Here is a 22,502-nt window from a genome sequence, read left to right on the forward strand (position 1 = left end):
ATCAAGACCAGGGGAAATTCATCATGACTATTATTTCAAGGCTCGTTTCACCTTTCTGGAAGTCTTTGCTGGCGGGGATGCTGGCGTGGGCATGTGTAGGTCCGGCCCAGGCTGCGTATCCGGAAAAGCCGGTACGCTTGGTGGTGGGATTTTCACCGGGCGGGGCCACTGATATCGCCGCGCGGGTGGTCGCAGCCGAACTCAGCAATATCCTGAAGCAGCCGTTCGTCGTGGAAAACAAGCCCGGCGCCGGCAGCAACCTGGCCGCCGACCAGGTTGCCCGAGCCACACCTGACGGCTACACGCTGTTCGTGGTTGCCGTCACGTCGACCATCAATCAGACGCTGTACAAAAACCTGAATTTCGATATTGTCAAAGACTTCGCGCCGGTAGGGCTTCTCATCAAATCGCCCAATCTCCTGGTGGTCAACCCGTCTCTTCCCGTCAACAATGTCCAGGAACTGGTGGACTACGCCAAGAAAAATCCCGGCAAGCTCGCCTTTGCGTCCGCGGGAACTGGGGGCTCGACCCACATGGCCGGCGAGTTGTTCAAACTGCAGGCCGGCATCGACATGCTGCATGTCCCTTACCGGGGTAGCGCGCCTGCCATGGCCGATCTGATCGGCGGCCAAGTCCAGTTGAGTTTCGACAATATGCCATCCGCCTGGCAGCATGTGCAGTCCGGTAAACTGCGTGCGCTTGCGGTCACGACCAAAGAACGGTCGGGTAGCGCGCCCAACGTGCCCACCATGGCCGAATCGGGTTTCCCAGAATTCGATGTTTCCGCATGGTTCGGCCTAGTGGCGCCGGCGGGCACCCCCAGCGATGTCATCGCAACGCTGAATACCGCTGTGAACCAAGTGTTGGCCATGCCCGCCGTGCGCGAGCGCTTTGACACCATGGGAGCCGTCGCAGCGCCAACCACGCCTGAGCAGTTTGGCGATTACATCAAGTCCGAAGTGGATATGTGGGGCAAGGTGGTCAAGGCTTCCGGCGCCAGCGCAAACTGATTTTCCTATCGATACAGATACAATCATCCTCACGGGAGTTTTCATGTCGAATATTGTGCCGGCGACGCCACTTGGGCCGATATCAGCGTTGTCCGATGAGGATCTGCCCGTCTGGGCGATGCTCGCGGCTCGTTGCGCAGGGCTGGACAAGGCCGTGCAGCAGCATCCCGAACAGGTCGTGCGTGCCGCCGCCACAGCCCGCAATACCCTGATGGCCGTGCAGGATGATATGTCCGGCGTCGTGATGCTTTCCCGGCCCACCTGGGAGCTCACGAAGTGAATGATGCCGATCTTTGCCTGCTCAGCCTGTCCCAGGTATCGGCATACATTCGCAGCCTGGACCTCTCGCCCGTTCGATATACCGAGACGCTCCTGAACCGGATTGCTCAGGAAGATGGGCAATTGCACGCTTTCATCAGCGTTACCGCGGATATCGCATTGAGCGAGGCCCAGGTTGCCGAAGACGAGATCAAGGCAGGCAAGTGGCGCGGACCGCTGCATGGCATGCCGTATGCGTTGAAAGACATCATCGATTACGCAGGGGTGCCGACGACGGCGCAATCCCGCTTATTGGCGCACAACATCGCCAAGCACGATGCGGGCGTCGTCAAGAAACTCAAGGATCAAGGGGCCGTACTCCTGGGTAAGCTGGGTACCGACGAGTTCGCCTGTGGCGGACACTCCATCGATTGCCCCTGGCCCGCGCCCCGAAACCCATGGAATCCCGACTACATCACGGCGGGGTCTTCCAGCGGCAGTGCAGTCGCGGTCGCCGCGCGCATGGTTCCCTTGGCGCTGGGCACCGACACCAATGGATCCATACGCAATCCGGCCGCCCGATGCGGCATCGTGGGCATCAAGCCCACCTATGGACGCGTTAGCCGCAGCGGCGTGATCCCATTGGCGCCGACGATGGACCATGTCGGCCCAATGACACGAACCGTCGACGACAATGCATTGGCCTTGCAGGCCATCATGGGAACCGACCCTGCGGACCCCATCACCACACGCGGTCCCGATGTTGACGTCACCCGTTATGCGTCTGGCCCGCAAGGCTTGCGCGTCGCGGTCGCACGCAATGTCTATATGGAAGACCCGGCAGCAGATGCCGAGCAGGTAGAAGGCATCGAAGAACTGGTACGGGTATTGGCAGACGGGGGCGCCACTGTGCAGGAAGTGCGCATCCCCGCACTCAGAAAATACAACTTTCTTTCCCGCCTCTTGCTCAGCATAGAGGCCTATGCCATCCATGAACCCTGGCTACGGTCGAATCCGGAGCACTACGGCACGCGATGCCGCGAACGCCTGCTGCAGGGCGCATTCCTGACCGCCGCCGATCACGCCCGCGCTCAAGCACTGCGCAGACACTATGCCGCGGAGATTTCGGCACTGTTGTCGGGTGTGGACCTATTGATTACGGCATCGGGCTACGACGCCACCCCCAGAGTGGATGACGTGGAATCGTTTTTGAAGACCTACGAGCGTCAGGTCCGAATGCCCTTCAACATGACCGGGCATCCTGCGTTGGTCCTGCCCACGGGGTTCTCAAAGAAAACCGGCATGCCTCTGTCTGCGCAGATCGTTGGCCATCACTTCGATGAAGCCACGATTTATCGTGCCGCAAGTTTCTATGAGCGGATGAATCCTTGGCATGAGAAGTGTCCGTGAAGATATCGGGTAAGTAACTTCTCATGAGCGGCGACGCTTCCACCATTACTTATCATAAGGGTGTTCTAGAACGGTAGAGACCGGGGTCTTGACGCATTGCCGGATAATCTTCATCACTTCGCCATTGTGTCGGCTGCAGCCGATCATGCTGTAGCCTCGATGCAGTCTTCGCGCTGTGCCAACGCAGGCCTCCTCGCGCCGGTTGGTGATATAGAGGCGTCGCCTGACACGGGAGAAGACAGCTCATTATTACTATGCGCAACGCTCGCGTTACGGCAGGATGACGATAGCCCCCGCGTTCTCCCGCTTCTCCGCCATAGCGTGCGCATCCGCGACGGTGTCGAGTGTGAAGCGGGCTGATACCGAGGGCTTGATCCAACCCTTGCTCAGTGCTTCAAAGACGGCATCGGCATTTGCTCGAAACGTGACCGCGTCAGCATTGTGTGGGAACACGGACGGGCGTGTGAGGTACAAGCATCCTTTTTTGTTGAGCAATTCGGGGTCGATGGCGGGTGATGGGCCTGACGCCGCGCCAAACACCACGACGGTGGCGAATTTTGCCGCACAATCCAACGACCCTAGGAAGGTGTGGCGCCCAACTGAGTCATAGACAACATGCGCTTTGCGGCCGCCGCTAGCCGCGATCACGCGCTCTACCCAGCCTTCTTGACTGTAGTTAATGGCATGGTCGCAGCCCGCTTCGCGTGCAATCCTGCATTTTTCATCCGAGCCTGCCGTGCCGATGACGTGAGCACCCAGAGCTTTCGCCCAACGGCTGAGTACTTGCCCGACGCCGCCTGCTGCGGCGTGGACCAGTACGATATTGCCGGCCTTGACCTGATATGTCTTACGCAGCAAGTATTCGGCCGTCATGGCTTTGAAGAAAACAGCCACCGCGGCTAGTTCGTCCAGCCCGTCAGGAATGCGTGCCAGCCTTGTTGCGTCAACATTGCGACGATCAGTGTAAGCGCCGATTCCGGCATTCATGTAGATGACACGGTCGCCCACATTAAAGTCCGTAACACCGGGACCAATGCTTTCCACAACGCCCGCTGCCTCGTGCCCCAGGCCTGTCGGCAAGGGAAGGGGATATTTGCCAGAACGTTGATAAATATCGATGTAGTTGAAACCCATGGCGATTTGGCGCAGCTGCACTTCTCCATGAGCGGGTGGAGCGATTTGCTCTTCTTGGAGTTGAAGAACGTCAGTGTCCCCGAAGGCGTTCAGTTGGATTACGCGGCGAGTGAGTGCGGCTGTGGGCATATACTTCTCTGTCGTGAGAATCGGTTGGACTGGCTAGCATAATTCATAATTACAGCGGAGGGCGAGGGATTGTTGCTGGCGGGATCAGGGCGTCAAAGGAGCGTGTTTTGTGCCATGCGTAGACGTGACGGTCTGCTCGCGATCGGTTTGAGACGTAGGTAAATCACAGACGCATCGCGTTTTCACATAGCCTCGACCAAAGACCTACATTGCTATGACGACACGGAAACAAACTTCATTTTGGAGTATTGCGCTCATGGGGGCACTGGCGCATGCCGTATTTACGGCCCTTTTCTGGATAGGGCCAGTTATGTACGCCGCACTGGGGCTTGGATTCAAGGACCGGTCTACGTGGACATGGCTCGACTCGGCCATTGCAAATTGGGCGATGCCACTTGCAAACATACTAACTACGCCGGGACGCAGTTTGACTTATGACGGCCTCGGCGGGTTCACTCTTCCCGCTGTCTTGACAAGTGCAACCTGGGGGATAGGAATCGCGACTGCCGTCTGTTGCGTACGACGCTGGCGACAACGAGATGTCAAACGGTTGCGGCAATGACACTTTCGGCGTCCGTTTTTTGAAAAATCGAAGGACGGTGTCGGGCTAGAAGGAGACATTTCTTAATCACTTCAAATGTTAAAACTACAACTTGAAATGGTTGCCTTACGAGGGATCGATGGAAATTCGACGGTTCGAAATTGGAGATGAGGGCGCCTTATTTCAGGTCTTTCTATCATCTGTACGCGAGATCGCGTCACGTGACTACACCGCTGTACAAATAGAGGCTTGGGCTCCGATAGATACTGCCCCAGAATTATGGGCCAGTCGCATGAGGGCACTACGACCATTTATCGTTGCAATCGAAGGTGAAATTGCTGGATACGCTGATATTCAGCCCAGTGGATACATTGACCATTTCTTTGTATCGGGGGCCTATCCACGACATGGCATCGGTACCCTGCTGATGGATCGCATCCATGATGAGGCCAAGCTACTAGGGATCAGCGAACTCACGGCGGATGTGAGCAAGACCGCTGAGCCATTCTTTTTACGCCATGGTTTTCAAGTGATGGAACGACGATTTCCTATCCGCCGGGGCGTGACACTGCAAAACGCATTAATGCGGAAAGATTTACATCGCGGGTCATGATTGGCTGCCGACCAGCCGTCTTGACCAAAATCGCACTCACGCGTTGACCAACACCAGATCGGCGAACGCTTTGCCTTTGCCGATAATGTGATCGCGCATGGCGGTGGCGGCCAGATCGCTGTCGCCCGCGACGATCGCTTGCACCAGTGGCACGTGTTCATTGAACGATGCCATCAATCTGCCGGGCTGATTGAATACATGCCGACGGAAGTTCGACAGGCGCCGCTGGGCGGCGGTGATCTCTTCATTGATCACACTATTGCCGCAGCCGTGGTAGATGTGCTCATGCAGCGCTCGGTTTGCCGCTTCATAGCGATGGCGCTCGCCCAGGGTCGCCAATGTTTCGGAGGACTCATGAATCTGGATCAATGTGCTGCGCTGCTCCGCAGTCATACGCAGTGCAGCCAATCGTGCGGCAATTCCCTCCAGCTCTCCCAGAAACTCCAATAACGCGATGAGCTCGGTGGCAGATGGCTTGTGAACCATGCTTCCCGCGCGCGGCATCGCGACAACCAGTTTCTGCGCGGTGAGCATCAGTAGCGCTTCGCGTATGGGCGTGCGCGATACGCCGTACTTGGCGGCCAAGCCTTTTTCGTCGATCAATTCTCCAGCGCGAAGCGCACCATGTTCGATGTCCGCTTGCAAAGCCAGGCGAATGCGTTCGGGGGTACTGGTGGCAGATGGCATATAAATATTATCTGAAAGGCTTGTGTAATTACAGCAGCCGCCTAGGATATTACAAGATCATCTATAAAAACGGAGAAGACATGAAATATCCCCTGACTGGCCTCCTGTTGGCGTGCGCCATATCGACTGCCTCTGCGGCTGATTTTCCTGATCGGGCGGTCACCATCACCGTCCCAGTGCCGCCGGCCGGCATCCTGGACCAGGTATCGCGCATCATTGCGCCTACATTGAGCACCAACCTGGGACAGACGGTCATCGTCGAAAATCGCCCTGGGGCCAGTGGCAACATCGCGGCGACCTACGTGGCACGAGCGAAACCGGACGGCTATACCCTGTTGGCCGGCTATTCGATGTTTCACGTTGGCAACCCGGTGATGTATCGCAAGCTCGATTGGGACCCACTCAAGGATTTCAAGCCGGTCGCGATGCTCGTCGTCTCGCCCCACATCATCGCCGTCAATTCGAAGCAGCCCTTTAAGTCCCTGCAGGAATTGGTGGATTTTGCCAAGAAGAATCCGAACGTCCTGAATTACGCGACCTCGGGCAATGGCTCGGTCCCGCACATTGGTGTCGAGCTGTTCAAACAACGCACGGGAATCGAGCTGGTTCACGTGCCCTATAAGGGCGCGGGCCCGGCGGTTCAGGATGTACTTGCCGGTAATGTACAGATGACGGTGGCGACACCGCCCTCGGTGGGGGGATTCATTGCCACGGGTCAACTGCGTGCACTGGCGGTGGCAAGCAAAACACGCATCCCCCTGTTGCCTGATGTGCCAACGACGGCGGAGGCAGGTTTTCCTGACTTTGAACTGGACGCCTGGGTCGCACTCTTTGCGCCGGCGAACACGCCAGACAGCGCGATCGCGACCTTGACCGAAGCCGTTAAAAAGACGTTGGCCACTGAGCGCGTCCAGCAGTCGCTACTGACAGTCGGTGTTCAGGTCCGTTATATGACGCCGGAACAGCTGGATCAGCAAGTGCGCAAGGACATTGATTACTGGCAGCCGGTCATTCGCAAGGCCGGCATCTCCATCGACTGACGCCTTTCTTCTACTTTTACTCGAGCGACCTATGACTCTGGATTCTACCGATGCAAATGTTGTGCGTGCATCCAAACTGGACTGCGCGGCGTTGAGCGACGCGCTGGACCGCCTGTCGATTGCCGGACAGTGCTACAAGATTCGTCCCTGCGATCCTGGCTTTCGCATGGCGGGCCGCGCATTCACCGTGTTGTATGAGGCGATCCAACGCACGCCGGGCACGGTGGGCGAATTTATCGATGACGTTCCTGCGGGTAGCGTCATCGTCATCGACAATCAAGGCAAGGACGACGTGGGTACGTGGGGCAACATTCTCACTGAAGCCGCTCACCGACGTGGCATGGCAGGCACTGTCATCGACGGCAACAACCGCGACGTGGCGCTCTGCCGCTCGTTGGGTTATCCCATCTACAGCCGCAATACATGGATGCGCACCGGCAAGGGTCGCATTCAACTCAAGGCGCTGCAAGTGCCGGTCGTGATTGGCGACGTCACCGTTCATCCGGGTGATATCGTGGTTGGCGATCCCGATGGTGTCGTCGTCCTGCCGCGTGCACAGGAAGACGCCATTCTGGCCGCCGCTGAGGAAATCACCACCAACGAAGAACAACTGCGTGAAGCCATCCGACAAGGCATGCGCATGGACCAGGCCAGGGTGGCTTTTCATTATCACGAGCTGCAAAGCCCGGATTACAAGGCAGATCGGACTTAAGCCATCACGGCGCCACGCACCGCGGCGGGGAGAATGATTTCTACGAAACAGGAGGAGTGATGCTCGCTCAGCAGTCCAGCACGACTCGACCATAGGCGCGCCCCATGCAAGCCAGGATATAGCCTTCCTGAACGTGGCTGCTGGTCAGCATGGTGCCCTCGGGCATGCGGATGTCGCCGTCGAGCTTGCGTATCCGGCAGGCGCCACAAATACCCGCGCGGCATCCGCTAGTCAGGGAAATACCGTTTTGCTCCGCGGCTTCCAGCACGACGACCCCATCGTCGCAGAGCACTTCCGTGCCGCTTTGCTCGAAGACCAAGCGGCATGCTCCCTCTGTGATGGTTTGTGCCATCGTCAGCGGGGTTGGCGTACGAGGAGACTCTTCGCGTTGACGTTGGGGTGGCGCAGCGATGGCGGGCGCTTTTTTCGTGGTGGGTTTGACCGGTGCACCGCCGAAGCTCTCCTGGAAAAATTGCGAAGCCGGCATGCCCAGGTCGGTGGTGATTCGCTGGGCTTCTTTCATGTAGCCGTCGGGGCCGCACACGAACACGTCCCGTTCGAGCAGGTCGGGAGCCAGCGTTTGTAACGCCGTTTCTCCCAGTCTGCCTGTGGGTCCCATCCAGTCTGTACCTTGCGCCGCGGCAGGCACGATGGTGATGCGCAAGTTTGGAAGTCGCGTGGCCAGTAAGCGTAGCTCGGCACCGAAGATGATATCGGCTGGGGTGCGTACGTGGTTGATCAGGATGATGTCGCGTGTGTCTCCGGTATCGGCCATCCAGCGCATCATGGACATGATGGGGGTGATGCCGCTGCCCGCTGCCAACAGGAGTAGATGGGAATTGTCGGAGCGTTCCAGGTGGAACTCGCCATGCGGTCCGCTGAGCCTGACTTCCGTGCCTGGGACCATGTTATCGAACAGCCAGTTGGACATCCACCCCTTGGGCACACGTTTGACGGTGATCGCTAGTGTTCTGGGGCGCGATGGAGAGGAAGAGATGGTGTAGCTGCGTCGTAATATGCGTTCACCCACGTCGACCTCGATCGACACAAATTGCCCAGGAAGGTAGTTGTAGAGCCCTACGTCTTCGCTGACGTAGACGTAGGTCTTGGTATCGGCCGTCTCTTGGTGCACTGCGAGGCAGTATGCGGTCACTGAGCGCTGGTCCCACGGTAGAAGGGCTCCTGACGCAACGCTGCTTATCTTAGGCCGTTGTGCCTGAACGACCTGCGATAGGTTGTCCTGGGCAGGCGTAGCCTGGAGAAGAGTCGGAAGTAATGCGGCAGCCGGCGCGCTGTTGGCCGGCGTGTCGCCGTTGGCGGACGTGCTCTTGCCATGCCGGAGCAAGTCGTCGATTTGACGCCGATTTTGGTCACGGACCGCGTCCGAGCCGTTCCATCCTAGCCTTCCCAGCGCCAGCGTGTTGACGTTCTCGAATTTATCGACAAAGGTCGACAGGACTTGTTTGATTTCAGCCGCGCGTTCCGGTCCGACGTGTCGCAGTACGTCGTCAAGCAGGCGGGCAAGGGCTTGGACGTCAATCTGTAGCTTGCCGCTGCTGTATTCTGCCCACAACGTCGAGTAGCTATGGCGCAGGGCGCCCAGACTTTGTATCGCGTAGTGGCTATCGCACCAGCGTGTATCCGACATCAAATCATGCAGCAGTTCGATATCGGCGGGAGTGACGTTCTTGCGCGTATCCGTCAGAAAAGTGAACGTGGCGAAAAAAAGGCGCGCTAAAGGAGGAAGGGAGGGGCTAGTCATAGGTCTCTCAATCGAGCGTTCTGGGCCATACCAGCACGTCGACATGTGCCGAGTTCACGCGATATCCGTAAATCGCTTCGCTAGAGGCGCGATCTTCTCCCAAGGCCAGCGGTGTAGGCCAAGTGACTTCTAGTCTGTCCTCGTTGCTCTCGCTGGGCACGACGGGGGATGGAGTGGAATCTTTGTCGTGGACGACATGCTCGGGCATGTGCAAGGGAGTCAGGCTTCCAGCGAGCGCCGCACAGACATCTCCAGTCGGCAGGCTGCGCTTGGTGACAACTGCACCGCACGCATAGCGCCGAACCATGGCTTGACGCGCGAGCTCGGACATGCCGGCTAAAGCATTTGCGTCGTTTGAGGTAGCTAAATGGCAAGCGTTAAGTGCCGCCAGTTTTTCTACCGTCGACATGGGCAGCTCGGCATAGGGTGCGTCGGTGTCTGGTACGGTGAGAACCAGTTCGTAGCGTGCCGGAGATTCGGCTGTTAGCACCAGGACATCGCCCGACTGGATGATGGTGTCGGTCTGAATTTCGCTACCGTTGATCCAGGCGCGGCTGACACCCAGCGGTCCGCCTACTACGCGGCGATTTTGCATGCGGATGAGGAAATGTAGAGGCTCGATGGTGTCGTCTTCCAAACGCAGGTCGCACTCCGGCGACGAGCCGATGCGAAGTAGTGTTTCATGGAAGGTGTGGCGCGTCTGCGTCCATTCAACGTACGTATCCCGTGATGCGTCCGGTTCACTATTGCGCGCGCGTAGCGTAACCATGATGGGTGTGTGCGCCACGGCCGGCGCATGGTCCGCCTTGGTCATTTCATTTTCCGAGATGTCTTTCGCAACGTCGGCGACCAGCCAGTGATGCGCCAGATCAACGCGACGGACCAGAATGTCATCGCATAGTGCGCGGGCGCTTTGAAGTTCTATACGAGATAACGCGAATGCGGCGATCGCAAAGGACAAGGGACCGCCGTCTGAGGCGAGCATGACTAGCGCGCGCTCGGCATCGCACGCAGTCTCGGTGGTCATCGTCCCGTCGATTCGCTGGCTCATGCCAGAAGCGACGGCCTCGACCAGAGACGCATCCAGCACGTTCTTCCAGATCAATTCGGACTGAGTTCCGGCAGGCGTCATCATGACGTCAACGAGGCGATCGGCGCACAGGCCAGCGCTCTCGCTGGCGGCACGTAAAGAGGTCGGGTTCGCACCCACCGCGTTCAGTAGGGCCAGCATGGCTCGGCACAGTGACAGGATGCGCTCGTTTATCACGATGCGCAGCAAGGCCATCAAAGGCCCCGACAACGGTTGGACCGCGGCGGCGTGCTGCAACATGGCAAACTTGAACGCGGTGAGCGTACGCATCTGATCGAGCACCGCATCGATACGCATTGCCCACATGCCATCGGCGGCGGCGAGACTGGCCAACACCGATTCATGCTCGCGCTCGTCGATCTGAAAACTGGCGCGCAGTGTTGATACCAGGGAGTCTACTTCCGGCTTGGTGAGCACGGCGGCTAGCAAATTGCCTTCTTCCAGGCGCTTGCCCAATGCTCGCCCGACCAGTTCCGAATAGTTGGCCAGGCTTTGCTCTCGTTCGCGCGCGCTGACGACTGAGGGGTCCAGCTCCATCACGTGATCGTGTCCAAGCGCGTCGACAAGGCGCTGATGCTCGTCATTCGTGACGCCCATTTCTGCGCGCAGGTCTTTCAGTATGCTCAGTCCTTCGGCAGATCTGGTCTTACGCTGCGCGATCATCTCGTCGACCATGTTGGAGTAGACCTGAACCTTTTGCTCGCGGGTGTAGGCTGGCAGAACCTTGGACAGAACATAGACCTCGTCGGGCTGCAGATCGTCGATGGTGCGTCCTTCCATATATCGCGAGACGTCCACATTCAGCTTCTTGAGCTGTCCGAGCAGCGTGGCTGCCAGGCCCTCGCGTCGGTATTTGAAGGGTGTCCGGTGTACGGCTGTAAAGAGCCACAGCGCGCTTAGCGCGACGATCATCAGATCCACGAAATGCAATGCAGCCGATGGCAGCAGTAGCAGATTGGGACGCCCGCCGAACAGGTAGAACGTGTTGATTGAAAGAAAGGCCGTAAAGCTCAGGCAGTGGTTGATAATTTCAACCTCGGAGACGCGGCGCTTTCGATTTCGGACCCACCGGTAGAGTTGCTCCATTGCTTTGCCGAGCCCAAGCGACAACGCGCCGAAGAGCAAGAGCGTTAGGGGGGCAGCCACCAGCTTGGGTATCGGCACGGCGTAGCCGCCAATGTAATAGCCCGGGTCCAATAGATGAGAACTCTGGTCCGTCTCTCGGGTCCAGTAGCCGGAAAAGTAATAGTCCCAAGAGCCCGAATACAGATAGTAGTACGTGTAGAAAGCCCAGATCAGGCCATAGAAGATGTAATAGACATTGCGCTTTGATGGGCGCAACAGCGTTTCCCAATAAGCGCCTTCCAGATCAATGTCGCCGCACGATGTGGTGCACCCTACGCACGCTAGTTTGTCGCCGCCCTTGGCGGGCGTGCGGCAGCTGGACTGGCCCAGCGACGCGCTCTGCAAATGGGGAGTGCTCTCCAGCAGACCGCGCGGCTCCGTGTAGATCTTTTGAACCACGTTGACCGGACAAAAATAATTGCACCAAGTCTTGCCGCCCCACAGTGTACCGACCAGTAGCGCGGCTGCCATGACGGACAGGAGGAAAACCGCCAACCCAGCGCGGTCTCCGTTGGCAAAGAGCAGCCGTGCCGCCAGACCTGCACCCAACAGGCCGATTTGCACATACGAGGCGTTGCGATCGAGCCAGCTCCCCGGCTTGATGCGCGCCACCCGTGTCTCGACTTGACCCGAGGCGCGTTGCACGAATGCCGATTTGCGCACCAGACCGAGATAGCGCGGGATCTGTGATAACAACGATAGCGGACAAATGCGCCGCCACGCTTCGTGGCCGAACACCATTAGAAACAGCGGTATCAGCGGTACCAGGATCGTCCACCAGATCCGCGGCCCCATTGCATAGGCCTGGCTATCTATCGACGCCTGCCCCTGAATGTCTGGCCCCGCCCCTTTAGGGGCGAAGACGCTTTGCGAGGCAGGATCGGTCCACTGCGGAGTCAGAGGATCCCAGAACAAAGACAGCACGAGCCCGAGCCAACCCAATAGCAAAATCACGCGCACGATGCGCATGGTGCGTTCCTGCGTTCTTGCAAACATGTTCTATTTCCTGGAAGGCAGGGTCTGGTCGGCGGTTTACAGCGGCTTCTGGTCTCTGACGTCGGTGAATCGCTCAAGACTTTTGATGATGCGCTGAGTCATATCCACGCCCAAGCCGGCGTCGCTACCCGGCTGCTGGTCAGTCTCCACCGGCCTGGCACACAGCCGATGATGCTCGCGCATGGCGGCGGAAACCGCGAGTCGGAAGACATTGGGCTGAATAGGCTTGATGGCGATTCGGTAGATTTGCGCATGGTTGATCATGCTGATGACCATATCGGAGTCCGCCACGTCGGTCAGCACGACGATGACGATCGACGGCGCGTGCATCTTTAAGGCCGTTAACAAGTCAGCAGTGCGCTCGCCGTTGACGAACGTGTTGGCGACCACGACTCCGATGTTGTGATGTTCGACGATTTGCAAGGCTTCGGTAATGGACGAAGCGCCCAGCACGTCATAGTCGTCGGTGAACATCTCCATCAGGTCGTGACGGTCGGTGGCCATGCTGTCGAGTGCAAGAAGCTTGGCTGCCGAGGCCAATGGCTCGGCGCCGCTGATCGACGCGCCGCGGGCGGGTACGGCCTCAGGTTGGGCAAGGGATGGCGCTGAGGAGTCGCTTGTCTGAGGAGGGCTGCGCCGTTTCCTGGACAACTCCACGCACTCGGCCAGCGTGTTCGTGAGGTCTTCTTTGCGCCAGGGTTTGTTCAGAAAGCGATAGACTTCGCCGTCGTTGACCGCGCCGATGATCGAGACGAGATCGGAGTAGCCCGTCAGCAGCACCCGGATGGAGTCGGGAGATGCCTTGCGAACTTCCGCCAGCAGTTCAATGCCCGTCATCTGGGGCATGCGTTGATCGCTGACAACCACGTCAACGACGTGGCCATTCGATGCAATGATCTCCAGCGCCTGCTGTCCGCTGGTGGCTGTCAGGACACGATACTTGTCCTGAAACATAAGCTTGAGTAGCTTGACGATACGTTCCTCGTCGTCGACGAAGAGGACGGTGGCGGCTGAGTTCATGATGGGTTGGTGGCTGGGAAAGGATTGTGATTGGATGGGTTCGCGGCGTTGGCGTCCGATGAGGACGATGTCGCTGTGTCCGCATCGAAAGTGCTCCCGTCTCGGCGGGTGCGCACCGGAAGATAAATAGAGAATGTCGTACCGCTACCGACAGTGGACGCGACTTCGATTCGACCGTCGTGGTTCTTAATGATGCGATAGCAGATGGCCAGTCCGACCCCCGATCCTTCGTCTTGGGGCTTGGTCGTGAAATAAAGGTCGAAGATGCGAGGCAGGACATCGGGTGGAATGCCGGGGCCGTTGTCACGAATCACGATTGCTATCAAGTCGTCGCTTGCCATGCGTGTCGTGATCTCGAGGCGGCCTCGTCCGGCCATGGATTGCATGGCTTGTCCGGCGTTCATGATGATATTCAGGAAAACCTGATTGATGTGCGAAGGCGAGCCTGTGATACGAGGTACGTTGCCGAATTCGGTATGTACATCGGCCACGTTCTTGAGCGAATACCGGGCAATGTAAAGCGCGCTGGTCAGGCCGTCTTCCACCGAAAATTCGGAAAGTTTGCCGTGATCAAGACGACTGAAATTCTTGAGCGAGAGGATCAGCTTGGATATCTGGTCGATCCCATGAATACCGTCCGCGAGCAATGTCTGGATATCATCGATATAAGCGCGCCGGGCCGTTTGCCGGTCGTCGTCGGAGAGGCTGGCACGCCGGTCGGCCGCAGCACCGAGAATGTCAGGAGTATCAATGATCTGGTCGCTTAGAAATTCGAAGGTCGCCTTGACATAGGCTAGCGGCGTGTTGATCTCGTGCACGATGCCAGCCACCATTTGCCCGATCGCCGACATCTTGGCTGCCTGGATAAGCTGGGTTTCGACTTCAGCCTTAGATAACATGAGCTCGGCATTGGACTGACTGAGCGAACGATAGCGGCACACGCCTTGCACGATGACATAGGTAAGCAGTGCGAGGCCAAGTCCTCCAAGGGCGATGGACCATAGCAGCAGCACTTGCAGGTGGTCCGCCTCGTCTTGGCGTTGCTTCTCGCGTTCGTGCAGAACGCGTTGTAGTGCCGGTCCAGAGGGAATATCGCTGAAGGAGCGCGCCGAGGCGCTTAGAACATCCGTGCTGTGCATCAATACATCAACGTGCGAAACGAAAAGCGCCAGATCTTCGGCGGCATTGCCTGCGTGACTCGTTGCCGCGAGCGCCGAAACCTGCTGTCGCAACGCCTGGCCTGCGCTCGATAGCGGTTGTGCCTGATAGGCAATCAGGCCACTGGTGACGTTACCGACACGTGCGACCAAATTCGCAGTCTCGCCTGCCATGGCGGGATCGTTCGTCCAGAGACTGTCTTCCAGTAGTTTGCGAGCCCAGGGTAGATAGGATGCTGAGTTCTGCAGCACGGCACGCGCCGACTTCATTCGCTCGGCGAGCTGTCGTTTTTCGTCCAGGTCGGCCAGATAGACGGCTGCGGCACTTGTCTGAGCGCCCGTCGTCGCAGATTCCGGCAGACCGGCATGCTGTACTGCTTGGGACAATGCTTTGTATGCGCCGTTCACTGTGTCGTAATTGCGGTTATAGCCAAAAGCCGCCAACATGACCTGGGCATTCCATTGGGTTTCCAGTTGCTGCACGTCACGGATGGCTTGCAGCGGTGCGTCCGGATCTTTTTGCTGTGAGACGGCATTCCAGTAGCACACGCCACAGGCCACCAGCATCAAAATTGCCACCGCTAGTTGTACATATAGTGTTGGGATGGCTCGGAAGGGAATCGCGAGGGTTTTGCTTATACGGGTGTTCATGGTTGTCGGCCACCCTTATCCAGAGGCTCTCCCCGGTATGATCCAGTCAAGGTACCGAGGAATTTCACGATGAGCTTTACGTCGTTGTCGTCGAGGGATCTTCCCAACTGGTAACGCCCCATTAGCTGCACTGCCAGATCCAGCGTGGGAACTGATCCATCGTTGAAGTAGGGTGGCCGCAATGCAACGTTACGCAAACTGGGAACCCTGAAGACGAATTTGTCGGCAATGTCGCCAGTGATCGCGAAACGCCCCTGATCGGGCGCCGACGTACCGGCGATTTCTCGGAAGTACGCCCCAGGCTCTCCGATGACGCCCAGTGGCTGGAACATATTGCCGCCGACATTCACGCCCTGATGGCAAGAGGCGCAACCGTACTGCTTGAAAAGTGTGTAGCCGCGCAGTTCATCGAGCGTGATGGCAGTATCGTCGCCTTGCAGGTAACGGTCGAAACGCGAGTCAGGTGTAGTCAGCGTGCGCTCGTAGGCAGCGATGCTGTCTTTGACGTTTTCCGCATTGGCCTCAGTTCCATAGGCCGATTCGAAGAGGGGACGTAGCGTGGGATCTGTATTCAGGCGTGCCAAGACGGTCTTCCAGTCCGAATTCATCACGCTTTTGTCGTGAATAACCAGTTGAATCTGGTCTTCCAATGTGGCCGCGCGGCCATCCCAGAGTTGAACAAAGTTGTTCGAGACATTGAAGATGGATGGCGTACGGCGTTTTCCAGGATGCCCCGGCGTGCCGATCGATTTGGGCCGGCCGTCCGAGCCGCCCAGATGTTTCAGGTCGTGGCAGCTGGCACAGGATTGACTCATATCGCCGGACAGCAGGCGGCTATGGAACAGTTTTTCGCCCAAGTCGACGATGGGTATATCGGCGGGCGCAACAGGTTGTGCAACGATGGGGCTGATGGGTTCGGCCAGTCGAGGGGCTGCGCAAGCGGTGGCTATCCAAAATAAGAGAACACTTCCAAACGAGAAACTGACACTGCCATGAAGTCTGAACAGACGCACACCAATCCTTCTCAAAATTTGGAGCACAGCGGGGGGGAGGGAGCCACTGCGTCAAGACACATGCGGCAAGATGGAGAGCAAGTGAGTCTGGCTGACGCGTACGCAGCTTATAAAGATTGTGTGATAGTTTGATGACGTGAGCTGCCGCTTGGCTAGTACATAGCAGTGCTTGCATCGTTCTACATTTCTTCTATTGTGCGCTACGAAAAAGCAGTCTCTTGATGCAGCTTCCAATCAAGAGGATCCTTCGATATTCCGTCACGGCCCATTGTTGATAATTTTTGAATTCACAGGTCAATCTGCACTTATTTACTAATTGAGAATCAAGTGCCATGATCACGTGTCGATCACACCTAAAGCTCGCGGGTGCTTATCCTGCTCAAGGAGATCATCAAACGTTGGGGATGTCATCGTGAAAACAGTCAGTCGTTCGGTATATAGGCTAGTCCGTGGAGCGCTCAGTATTGCCGCATCGCTGATCACGGCGGCGTGTGCCGTGACCGCTCCTCAAGATACCCCGCTCCGACAGATCTCGTTCGATACCTATCGGCAGGACACCGTCCAACACCTGCAACAGCGGCGCCTCTTTCAAGGGCCCGACCAAGCTGCCGAAATCGCATGGAACGCACCTCACGAATGGCGGCCCAACGGCCAACCCCATAAAGGCGTATTGCTGGTTCACGGATTGGGCGACTCTCCTTGGTCCTTTCACGATATTGGCCAGCAACTGGCCGATCAGGGGTTCCTGGTTCGTACGGTATTGCTGCCCGGTCATGGAACGCGCCCGCAGGACATGTTGGATGTGACGCTCGAGGATTGGCGTCGAGTGCTCGAAGAGCAAGCGCTGACGTTAAGCGACGAGGTCGAGCAGATTTATTTAGGGGGATTTTCGACAGGCGCCAATCTGGTCCTCGATTACGCCTATGTTCATCCCGAGGTCGATGGGCTGCTTCTTTTTTCGCCCGCCTTTATGTCGAGCAGTTCCTTTGACTGGTTGGCCCCTCTGGTCAGTTGGGCCCGCCCCTGGCTGCTGGCACCGGACAACATCCGACCGATGCAGAATGCCGTACGGTACATGACCGTTCCAACGAATGGCTTTGCCCAGTTCTACCGCAGCAGCCGTCTGGCACGTCAGGCACTGCGCGGCGCGCCTTATGGCAAACCAGTCCTCATGGTCGTGGCCGAGAACGACTCGGTGCTCGATAGCGATTATTTGTCGAACTCATTCAGCACGCATTTCACCCATCCGGCGAGCCGACTGATCTGGTACGGAAACGACCACGATCAATTCACGCAAGATCAACGTGTCTTGGTCCGATCAGATTATCTGCCGGAATTGCAGATCAGCCAGTTTTCGCATATGGGCGTATTGTTTTCCCCAGACAATGATTTGTATGGGACTGACGCAAGCCTGCGTATTTGTTGGAATGGGCAGACAGAACCGGCGCGAGTCGAATGCGAGCAGGGGGCACCCGTTTGGCTCTCGGACTGGGGCTATCGTGAACCGGGAAAGATCCATGCACGGCTTACCTTTAATCCCTATTTCGATTGGCAGAACGAGATCATGGCTCAGGTGCTGAATGCGTCCGCCAAAGCGTTGCCCCGGCAACATATATCGGTGCACACCGCGCTTGATTAGCGCGTTTTTCGCAATATGCCGTCGTGCGACGGCATATCGGACAAAAATTCCGCGCTTAGCGATTAGACGCGAAACGGGATTTGAGCGTTACTCTACTTTCCCGATATCCTGCACCGCTTTTCTTAATAGCGCATCGTCGATATCCCAATACGCTTGGAATTCCTCGGCATCCAGATAGTCGATGGGGCTGCCCGCAGCCAGGATTTTTGCCTGCACGGCTGGATCATTCGCCACGGTCTTGGCCGCGGCGCGCAGACGTTCGATCACGTCGGCAGGTACATCCTTAGGCACAAAAATGCCTGACCATTGGACAAACTTTACGTCATAGCCTTCGTCGGCCAAACTGGGTGTATCGGGCAATGCCTTCAGCGGCTTGTCGCCCCAATGCGCCAAGGGGCGTACCGTGCCCGCCTTGATATGCTGCAAAATACTGGACGGGCCCGTTGATATCGCATCGACCTGGCCGCCCAGCAAGGCCGCGACCGCGGGTCCGGCCCCTGTGTACGGGACATGCGTCATCTTGATATTCGCATTCTTTTCCAGCATGGCCATCGGTACATGCATAGAGCCATAGATGCCCGAACTGCCATAGTCCACTTTACCCGGCGCTTTGCGGGCGGCCTCGACAAACTGATCGACCGTTTGCCATTGGGATTTGGCCGAGACCACCAGGACGGTGGGATCTGCGGTGATACGTGCGATCGGTTTGAAATCCGTTGTGTTGTATGCGGCTTTGCGTCCCAGTATCTTGTCCGCCTCGGGCAAAATCGAGATAGACGACAGCATCAACAAAATCGTGTAACCATCCGGCTTGGCGTGTGCTGCTTCGCCGGTACCAATGGCGCCACCGGCGCCCGCCTTGTTCTCGACGACGACCTGTTGGCCCAGCGCTTTGCCAAGCGCGTCAGCGATGGGCCGTGCGACCGTATCGGTCACGCCACCAGGCGGGAAGGGCACGATCATTGTGATAGGGCGCGTCGGATACTGGGCCCAAGCCATGCTCGAGGCCAGCAGCGTCGCGCCTGCGGCGAGCATTTTTAATAGTGTTATTTGCATTGTGTCTCCTTCACCGAGTGATTAGCCTAATGGTCGGCTTTTTTCTCTTGGTCGTTGGCACGGCCTATCTAAAGGTGTTCTCTTGTGTGCTGATGCCATCGATCTGGATGCGAACGCGATCACCGGATTTCAAATAACGGAGCGGATGAACTCCATTCCGACGCCGGTGAGCTTGCCGATGTTGTGTACCATTTTTGTACCAATATTGATACATTGGTATTGCAATCGAGTATATGGTCGTGCAGTTGGCCGCGCAATCTCTATATTTTTCGGTAAAAGTCGCCGAGTCGACATTTCAGCAGTTATGACCAATTGGTGCACAATTGATGTGCCGCTAGCGGTATTCATTTCGTACCGATCCGACCATGGCGCCCGCGACGAATCTGGGGGCCGCTACGCCGACATTGCTCGGCGGCGGTTTTTCCAAGCCGGCCGACTCCGCTGAAAAAACCAATGAGAAACAATCGGGAGAGCGAGCCGACAGCCACGCGCGCCGCGCCCAAGGCGATCAATGACGTGGTGACGTGCCAACATCATTCATGCGGAAGGCGAAGAACAAGCCGCGCAAAAACTGCTGGATGCCGCGCTCATCCTGGCCCAGCAACCGGAGGCGATGAAGTTGCTCTACCTGAGCACACTGGCCACGATCGGTGCGCAGAATAACTGGACCATCGTCTTTCCCTTCCTGACTGAGCTTGGGCAGGTATTAAAGGCGATGGTCGATAAGAGCTAGGCAGTACCGTCGTTTGACGCAGCCTGGATCATCTTCCAGCCATTGCCCGAGGGATCTCGGAAACCAGCGTCGATGCTACCGTAACGCTCTACCGGCTCCTGAGTGAATTCCACACCGTTAGCTTTTAGCCGGGTATAGCTGGCGCGGCAGTCGGACACAGCGAGAACGGCGGGCGGCATGGCCCCCTTGGCGACCATCGCGCGCAGGGTTTGCGCGGTCGCATCGTCGTGAATGGGTGGGCCGGGCGTAAACAGGCCGAGCTGGAACGAGGGCTGATCTGGATGCTGGACGGTAAGCCACCGGTAGGAACCGTTACGTACGTCCGTATGGACATGGAATCCGAGTTTGCCGACGTAGAATTCGAGCGCTTCTTCCTGGTCGTTGACATACAAACCCATTACGCTAACACCTTGGTTCATGACGCGTTCTCCTTGGTTGATGGCGCAAATTTACCCTTGGCCACGCGACGACGCTTCTCCAAAACTGCGATTGTAAGATCCGGGCGCTGTGCGGCCTTCAGGACGCAGCCGGGTACGCGGTCGATTTGCTGCACGCAGGCTCGCATTTCCCGGCGCATAGCACTGGGGCTCCGGCCGGTGATGTCCTGAAAGACACGCCCGAAGGTGCCCAAGCTATTCCAGCCAGTGGCGAAGACTATTTCGGTGATGCTGAGTTCCGTGTCGCGCAGTAGGGTATTCGCCTGCTCAATACGCCTTGTCAACAGGTAGCGATGCGGCGGTATACCAAAGGCCCGCCTGAAGGAACGGGAAAAATGGGCTTCAGAAACGCCGCTGACTGCGGCCAGGCGTTTTACCGGCCAAGCCTCGTGTGCAGTGGCATCCATGCAGTCCTTGGCACGTAGCAGTCGACGCAGCAGAACGGGATCCTGCAATTGATCGAAATCGGTCGGTGCAAAAGACGAGACAAGCCGCTGGGCGCTATGGTCTGCAAGAGGGGGCATGAGTTCTAGCAAGGCAGTCAGTATGTGGGTAGTGTAGGGCCAACTTGATTCTCGAATAGCCGTGCGCTGGCGTCGGCCGAGGCGAATTACCCGCCTCCATCTTCCAGCCAAACATGGTTGATCAACCCATTCCCGATGATTCCTGAACGGCGACAGGCTTGTAAATTTTGATTGATTGGATTATTTTGGATCAATTGATCTAAAACGCCAGGTTTGGAGAAATGAATGAACGTACAGGGAAAGAGAATCCTGATTACCGGCGGATCTAGCGGTATCGGCCTGGCCACCGCCGCGGAGCTCGTCAGCAAGGGAGCCACGGTCTTTATCGTGGGGCGCCGCGGGAATGTCGTGCAAGAGGCGGTCAAGCTGCTGCGCGCTGAAGGGGGGCGGATGGATGGAACGGACGCCGACGTGGGAACCGCGGAAGGCCGGGATCGGGCATTGCAGGGTGCGCTCTCGTCCATGGGCGGCTTGGACATCCTGATCAACAATGCGGGTGGCGTGCGTGCGGGACGAATCGAAGACACGGCCGAAAGCGACATTGCCAAGATGATAGAGGTCAATCTGCTGGCCCCCATGTTACTGGCGCGTGCGGCGGTTCCGCATCTACGCGCCTCGGGCGAGGGCATGATTGTGAACGTCTCATCCGGCATCGCCTTGGTGGGGGTGCCGTTCTACGCGAGCTATGCGGCCGTCAAGGCCGGGATCTCGCACTTTGGCGAGGCGCTGCGCCGGGAGTTGAAGGGTGAGGGCGTTCACGTCCTGACGATATATCCCGGCGCGACAGATACGCCGATGATGACGACTTCGCGGGCAGGTCCGGATATGGGCTTTGTCCGCGAACCGGCTTCCGCGGTCGCCCAGGCGATCGTCGAGGGTATCGAGACCGAAGCGTTGCAGGTGATCCGGGGCGGCGAGATTCGCACCGCCATGATTGCTCAGAACCGATCTGACCCGGCCTCAGTGGATGAGCGGTTCCTGGCGTTAAAGCCCAAACTTGCCGAGGCGGTCAAGGACCATTCCGCTCTCTGAAATCCTACGAAGGAGTTCACCATGACGCGTACGAAGGCTATCGTCTTTGATCTTTACGGAACGCTATACGATGTCCATTCGGTCGTGCAGCAATGCGAGGCCTTCTATCCCGGACGAGGCATGCAGCTCAGTGTCATGTGGCGGCAAAAGCAGCTCGAATACACGTGGCTGCGCAGCCTGATGGGGCAGTACATTTCATTTGAGCAAGCGACGCATGACGCGCTTGTCTACAGTTGCCGGCACCTGAAACTCGATCTGGACACGGCGACTTGCGACACGCTGTGCAAGGCTTATTTGAACCTGTCGGCTTATCCCGAAGTCCCCGATGCATTGCAGCGGCTGAACGACATGGGACTGCCGCTGGCCATCTTGTCGAACGGATCGGATTTCTCGATTCAGAGCGTCGTCACGAGTTCGGGCCTGCAAGATAATTTCTCGCATTTGCTCAGTGTCGAGCGTGTCGGTGTATTCAAGCCCGACCCACGGGTCTACACGCTCGCGTGCCAAGCGTTGGAATTAACGGCGGACGAAATTCTCTTTGTGTCTTCAAATGCATGGGATGCGTCGGGTGCGCGTCACTTCGGATTCAACGTCTGCTGGATAAACCGTCATGACAATACATTCGACGAACTGGGCGCCACGCCTCACGTCGTGGTTGCGGGCCTGGACGAGTTACCCGCATTGATCGACGCCGGCCGGTGTTGACGACATCGCTATAGCGCGCGTGCTGGGC

General features: G+C 57.6%; 19 protein-coding genes. 9 read left to right on the forward strand and 10 right to left on the reverse strand.

Going from position 1 to position 22,502, the window contains the following annotated elements; all coding sequences use genetic code 11:
- Nucleotides 1-23 precede the first annotated feature (23 nt).
- From ACYVDM_RS20540 to ACYVDM_RS20550, 3 genes are read left to right on the forward strand one after another with little or no spacing between them, the layout of a single operon-like run.
- Nucleotides 24-1,010: a Bug family tripartite tricarboxylate transporter substrate binding protein gene (locus tag ACYVDM_RS20540; protein WP_415788312.1), complete on the forward strand. Its 987-nt coding sequence runs from the start codon at nt 24-26 to the stop codon at nt 1,008-1,010.
- A 43-nt stretch (nt 1,011-1,053) separates the two neighbouring features.
- Nucleotides 1,054-1,290: a hypothetical protein gene (locus ACYVDM_RS20545; protein WP_415788314.1), complete on the forward strand. Its 237-nt coding sequence runs from the start codon at nt 1,054-1,056 to the stop codon at nt 1,288-1,290.
- Nucleotides 1,287-2,678 (forward strand): amidase, encoded by a 1,392-nt coding sequence (locus tag ACYVDM_RS20550; protein WP_415788316.1) that lies wholly within the window; start codon nt 1,287-1,289, stop codon nt 2,676-2,678. Before ACYVDM_RS20545 ends, ACYVDM_RS20550 begins: the two co-directional genes overlap by 4 nt.
- 270 nt (nt 2,679-2,948) lie before the next feature.
- Here the strand turns inward: ACYVDM_RS20550 and ACYVDM_RS20555 are convergent, their stop codons facing one another.
- Complete coding sequence (locus tag ACYVDM_RS20555; RefSeq protein WP_415788318.1) at nt 2,949-3,941, reverse strand: quinone oxidoreductase family protein; 993 nt, start codon at nt 3,939-3,941, stop codon at nt 2,949-2,951.
- 680 nt (nt 3,942-4,621) lie between these two features.
- Between ACYVDM_RS20555 and ACYVDM_RS20560 the strand changes: the two genes are divergently transcribed.
- Nucleotides 4,622-5,095 (forward strand): GNAT family N-acetyltransferase, encoded by a 474-nt coding sequence (locus tag ACYVDM_RS20560; protein WP_415788320.1) that lies wholly within the window; start codon nt 4,622-4,624, stop codon nt 5,093-5,095.
- Between the two features lie 36 nt (nt 5,096-5,131).
- Here ACYVDM_RS20560 and ACYVDM_RS20565 read toward each other — a convergent pair whose 3' ends face one another.
- Nucleotides 5,132-5,782, reverse strand: coding sequence for a GntR family transcriptional regulator (locus ACYVDM_RS20565; RefSeq protein WP_415788322.1), 651 nt, complete (start codon nt 5,780-5,782; stop codon nt 5,132-5,134).
- Nucleotides 5,783-5,862: 80 nt separating this feature from the next.
- Between ACYVDM_RS20565 and ACYVDM_RS20570 the strand changes: the two genes are divergently transcribed.
- The gene (locus ACYVDM_RS20570; RefSeq protein ID WP_415788324.1) at nt 5,863-6,822 is read left to right on the forward strand and encodes a Bug family tripartite tricarboxylate transporter substrate binding protein; all 960 of its coding nucleotides are present in this window, start codon (nt 5,863-5,865) and stop codon (nt 6,820-6,822) included.
- 31 nt (nt 6,823-6,853) lie between these two features.
- A complete protein-coding gene (locus ACYVDM_RS20575; protein WP_415788326.1) occupies nt 6,854-7,534 on the forward strand; it encodes an RraA family protein in 681 nt (226 codons plus the stop codon).
- Between the two features lie 67 nt (nt 7,535-7,601).
- On the opposite strand, the gene ACYVDM_RS20580 is transcribed toward ACYVDM_RS20575, so the two are convergent.
- From ACYVDM_RS20580 to ACYVDM_RS20600, 5 genes are read right to left on the reverse strand one after another with little or no spacing between them, the layout of a single operon-like run.
- The gene (locus ACYVDM_RS20580; protein ID WP_415788328.1) at nt 7,602-9,296 is read right to left on the reverse strand and encodes an FAD-binding oxidoreductase; all 1,695 of its coding nucleotides are present in this window, start codon (nt 9,294-9,296) and stop codon (nt 7,602-7,604) included.
- Nucleotides 9,297-9,303: 7 nt separating this feature from the next.
- Nucleotides 9,304-12,507, reverse strand: coding sequence for an FHA domain-containing protein (locus tag ACYVDM_RS20585; protein WP_415788330.1), 3,204 nt, complete (start codon nt 12,505-12,507; stop codon nt 9,304-9,306).
- A gap of 36 nt (nt 12,508-12,543) precedes the next feature.
- Complete coding sequence (locus ACYVDM_RS20590) at nt 12,544-13,527, reverse strand: response regulator (RefSeq protein WP_415788332.1); 984 nt, start codon at nt 13,525-13,527, stop codon at nt 12,544-12,546.
- Nucleotides 13,524-15,335, reverse strand: a complete 1,812-nt coding sequence (locus tag ACYVDM_RS20595) for a DAHL domain-containing protein (RefSeq protein WP_415788334.1) — start codon at nt 15,333-15,335, stop codon at nt 13,524-13,526. Before ACYVDM_RS20595 ends, ACYVDM_RS20590 begins: the two co-directional genes overlap by 4 nt.
- A complete protein-coding gene (locus ACYVDM_RS20600; RefSeq protein ID WP_415788336.1) occupies nt 15,332-16,348 on the reverse strand; it encodes a cytochrome-c peroxidase in 1,017 nt (338 codons plus the stop codon). The genes ACYVDM_RS20595 and ACYVDM_RS20600 overlap by 4 nt, the downstream gene beginning before the upstream one ends.
- Nucleotides 16,349-16,844: 496 nt before the next feature.
- On the opposite strand from ACYVDM_RS20600, the gene ACYVDM_RS20605 reads away from it, so the two are divergent.
- Nucleotides 16,845-17,987 carry an alpha/beta hydrolase gene (locus ACYVDM_RS20605; protein ID WP_415788338.1) on the forward strand — a complete coding sequence of 381 codons (1,143 nt, stop codon included), beginning with the start codon at nt 16,845-16,847 and terminating at the stop codon, nt 17,985-17,987.
- Nucleotides 17,988-18,074: 87 nt separating this feature from the next.
- Here the strand turns inward: ACYVDM_RS20605 and ACYVDM_RS20610 are convergent, their stop codons facing one another.
- The 3 genes from ACYVDM_RS20610 to ACYVDM_RS20620 form a co-directional block, all read right to left on the reverse strand.
- Nucleotides 18,075-19,043, reverse strand: a complete 969-nt coding sequence (locus ACYVDM_RS20610; protein ID WP_415788340.1) for a Bug family tripartite tricarboxylate transporter substrate binding protein — start codon at nt 19,041-19,043, stop codon at nt 18,075-18,077.
- Between the two features lie 729 nt (nt 19,044-19,772).
- Complete coding sequence (locus tag ACYVDM_RS20615; protein WP_415788342.1) at nt 19,773-20,195, reverse strand: VOC family protein; 423 nt, start codon at nt 20,193-20,195, stop codon at nt 19,773-19,775.
- Nucleotides 20,192-20,737 carry a helix-turn-helix domain-containing protein gene (locus ACYVDM_RS20620; RefSeq protein ID WP_415788884.1) on the reverse strand — a complete coding sequence of 182 codons (546 nt, stop codon included), beginning with the start codon at nt 20,735-20,737 and terminating at the stop codon, nt 20,192-20,194. The genes ACYVDM_RS20615 and ACYVDM_RS20620 overlap by 4 nt, the downstream gene beginning before the upstream one ends.
- Before the next feature lie 225 nt (nt 20,738-20,962).
- Here ACYVDM_RS20620 and ACYVDM_RS20625 point away from each other — a divergent pair, with 225 nt between their 5' ends.
- Nucleotides 20,963-21,769, forward strand: coding sequence for an SDR family NAD(P)-dependent oxidoreductase (locus tag ACYVDM_RS20625; RefSeq protein WP_415788344.1), 807 nt, complete (start codon nt 20,963-20,965; stop codon nt 21,767-21,769).
- A gap of 21 nt (nt 21,770-21,790) precedes the next feature.
- On the forward strand, nt 21,791-22,474 hold the full coding sequence (locus tag ACYVDM_RS20630; RefSeq protein ID WP_415788346.1) for a haloacid dehalogenase type II: 684 nt from the start codon (nt 21,791-21,793) through the stop codon (nt 22,472-22,474).
- The last annotated feature ends 28 nt before the right edge of the window (nt 22,475-22,502 follow it).

It is taken from the genome of Bordetella tumulicola (assembly GCF_054779135.1).

Coding starts and splice junctions, on each gene's coding strand:
- ACYVDM_RS20540 (WP_415788312.1), top strand. CDS start 24: ATGACTATTATTTCAAGGCTCGTTTCACCTTTCTGGAAGTCTTTGCTG.
- ACYVDM_RS20545 (WP_415788314.1), top strand. CDS start 1,054: ATGTCGAATATTGTGCCGGCGACGCCACTTGGGCCGATATCAGCGTTG.
- ACYVDM_RS20555 (WP_415788318.1), bottom strand. CDS start 3,941: ATGCCCACAGCCGCACTCACTCGCCGCGTAATCCAACTGAACGCCTTC.
- ACYVDM_RS20560 (WP_415788320.1), top strand. CDS start 4,622: ATGGAAATTCGACGGTTCGAAATTGGAGATGAGGGCGCCTTATTTCAG.
- ACYVDM_RS20565 (WP_415788322.1), bottom strand. CDS start 5,782: ATGCCATCTGCCACCAGTACCCCCGAACGCATTCGCCTGGCTTTGCAA.
- ACYVDM_RS20570 (WP_415788324.1), top strand. CDS start 5,863: ATGAAATATCCCCTGACTGGCCTCCTGTTGGCGTGCGCCATATCGACT.
- ACYVDM_RS20575 (WP_415788326.1), top strand. CDS start 6,854: ATGACTCTGGATTCTACCGATGCAAATGTTGTGCGTGCATCCAAACTG.
- ACYVDM_RS20580 (WP_415788328.1), bottom strand. CDS start 9,296: ATGACTAGCCCCTCCCTTCCTCCTTTAGCGCGCCTTTTTTTCGCCACG.
- ACYVDM_RS20585 (WP_415788330.1), bottom strand. CDS start 12,507: ATGTTTGCAAGAACGCAGGAACGCACCATGCGCATCGTGCGCGTGATT.
- ACYVDM_RS20590 (WP_415788332.1), bottom strand. CDS start 13,527: ATGAACTCAGCCGCCACCGTCCTCTTCGTCGACGACGAGGAACGTATC.
- ACYVDM_RS20595 (WP_415788334.1), bottom strand. CDS start 15,335: ATGAACACCCGTATAAGCAAAACCCTCGCGATTCCCTTCCGAGCCATC.
- ACYVDM_RS20610 (WP_415788340.1), bottom strand. CDS start 19,043: ATGCAAATAACACTATTAAAAATGCTCGCCGCAGGCGCGACGCTGCTG.
- ACYVDM_RS20615 (WP_415788342.1), bottom strand. CDS start 20,195: ATGAACCAAGGTGTTAGCGTAATGGGTTTGTATGTCAACGACCAGGAA.
- ACYVDM_RS20620 (WP_415788884.1), bottom strand. CDS start 20,737: ATGCCCCCTCTTGCAGACCATAGCGCCCAGCGGCTTGTCTCGTCTTTT.
- ACYVDM_RS20625 (WP_415788344.1), top strand. CDS start 20,963: ATGAACGTACAGGGAAAGAGAATCCTGATTACCGGCGGATCTAGCGGT.
- ACYVDM_RS20630 (WP_415788346.1), top strand. CDS start 21,791: ATGACGCGTACGAAGGCTATCGTCTTTGATCTTTACGGAACGCTATAC.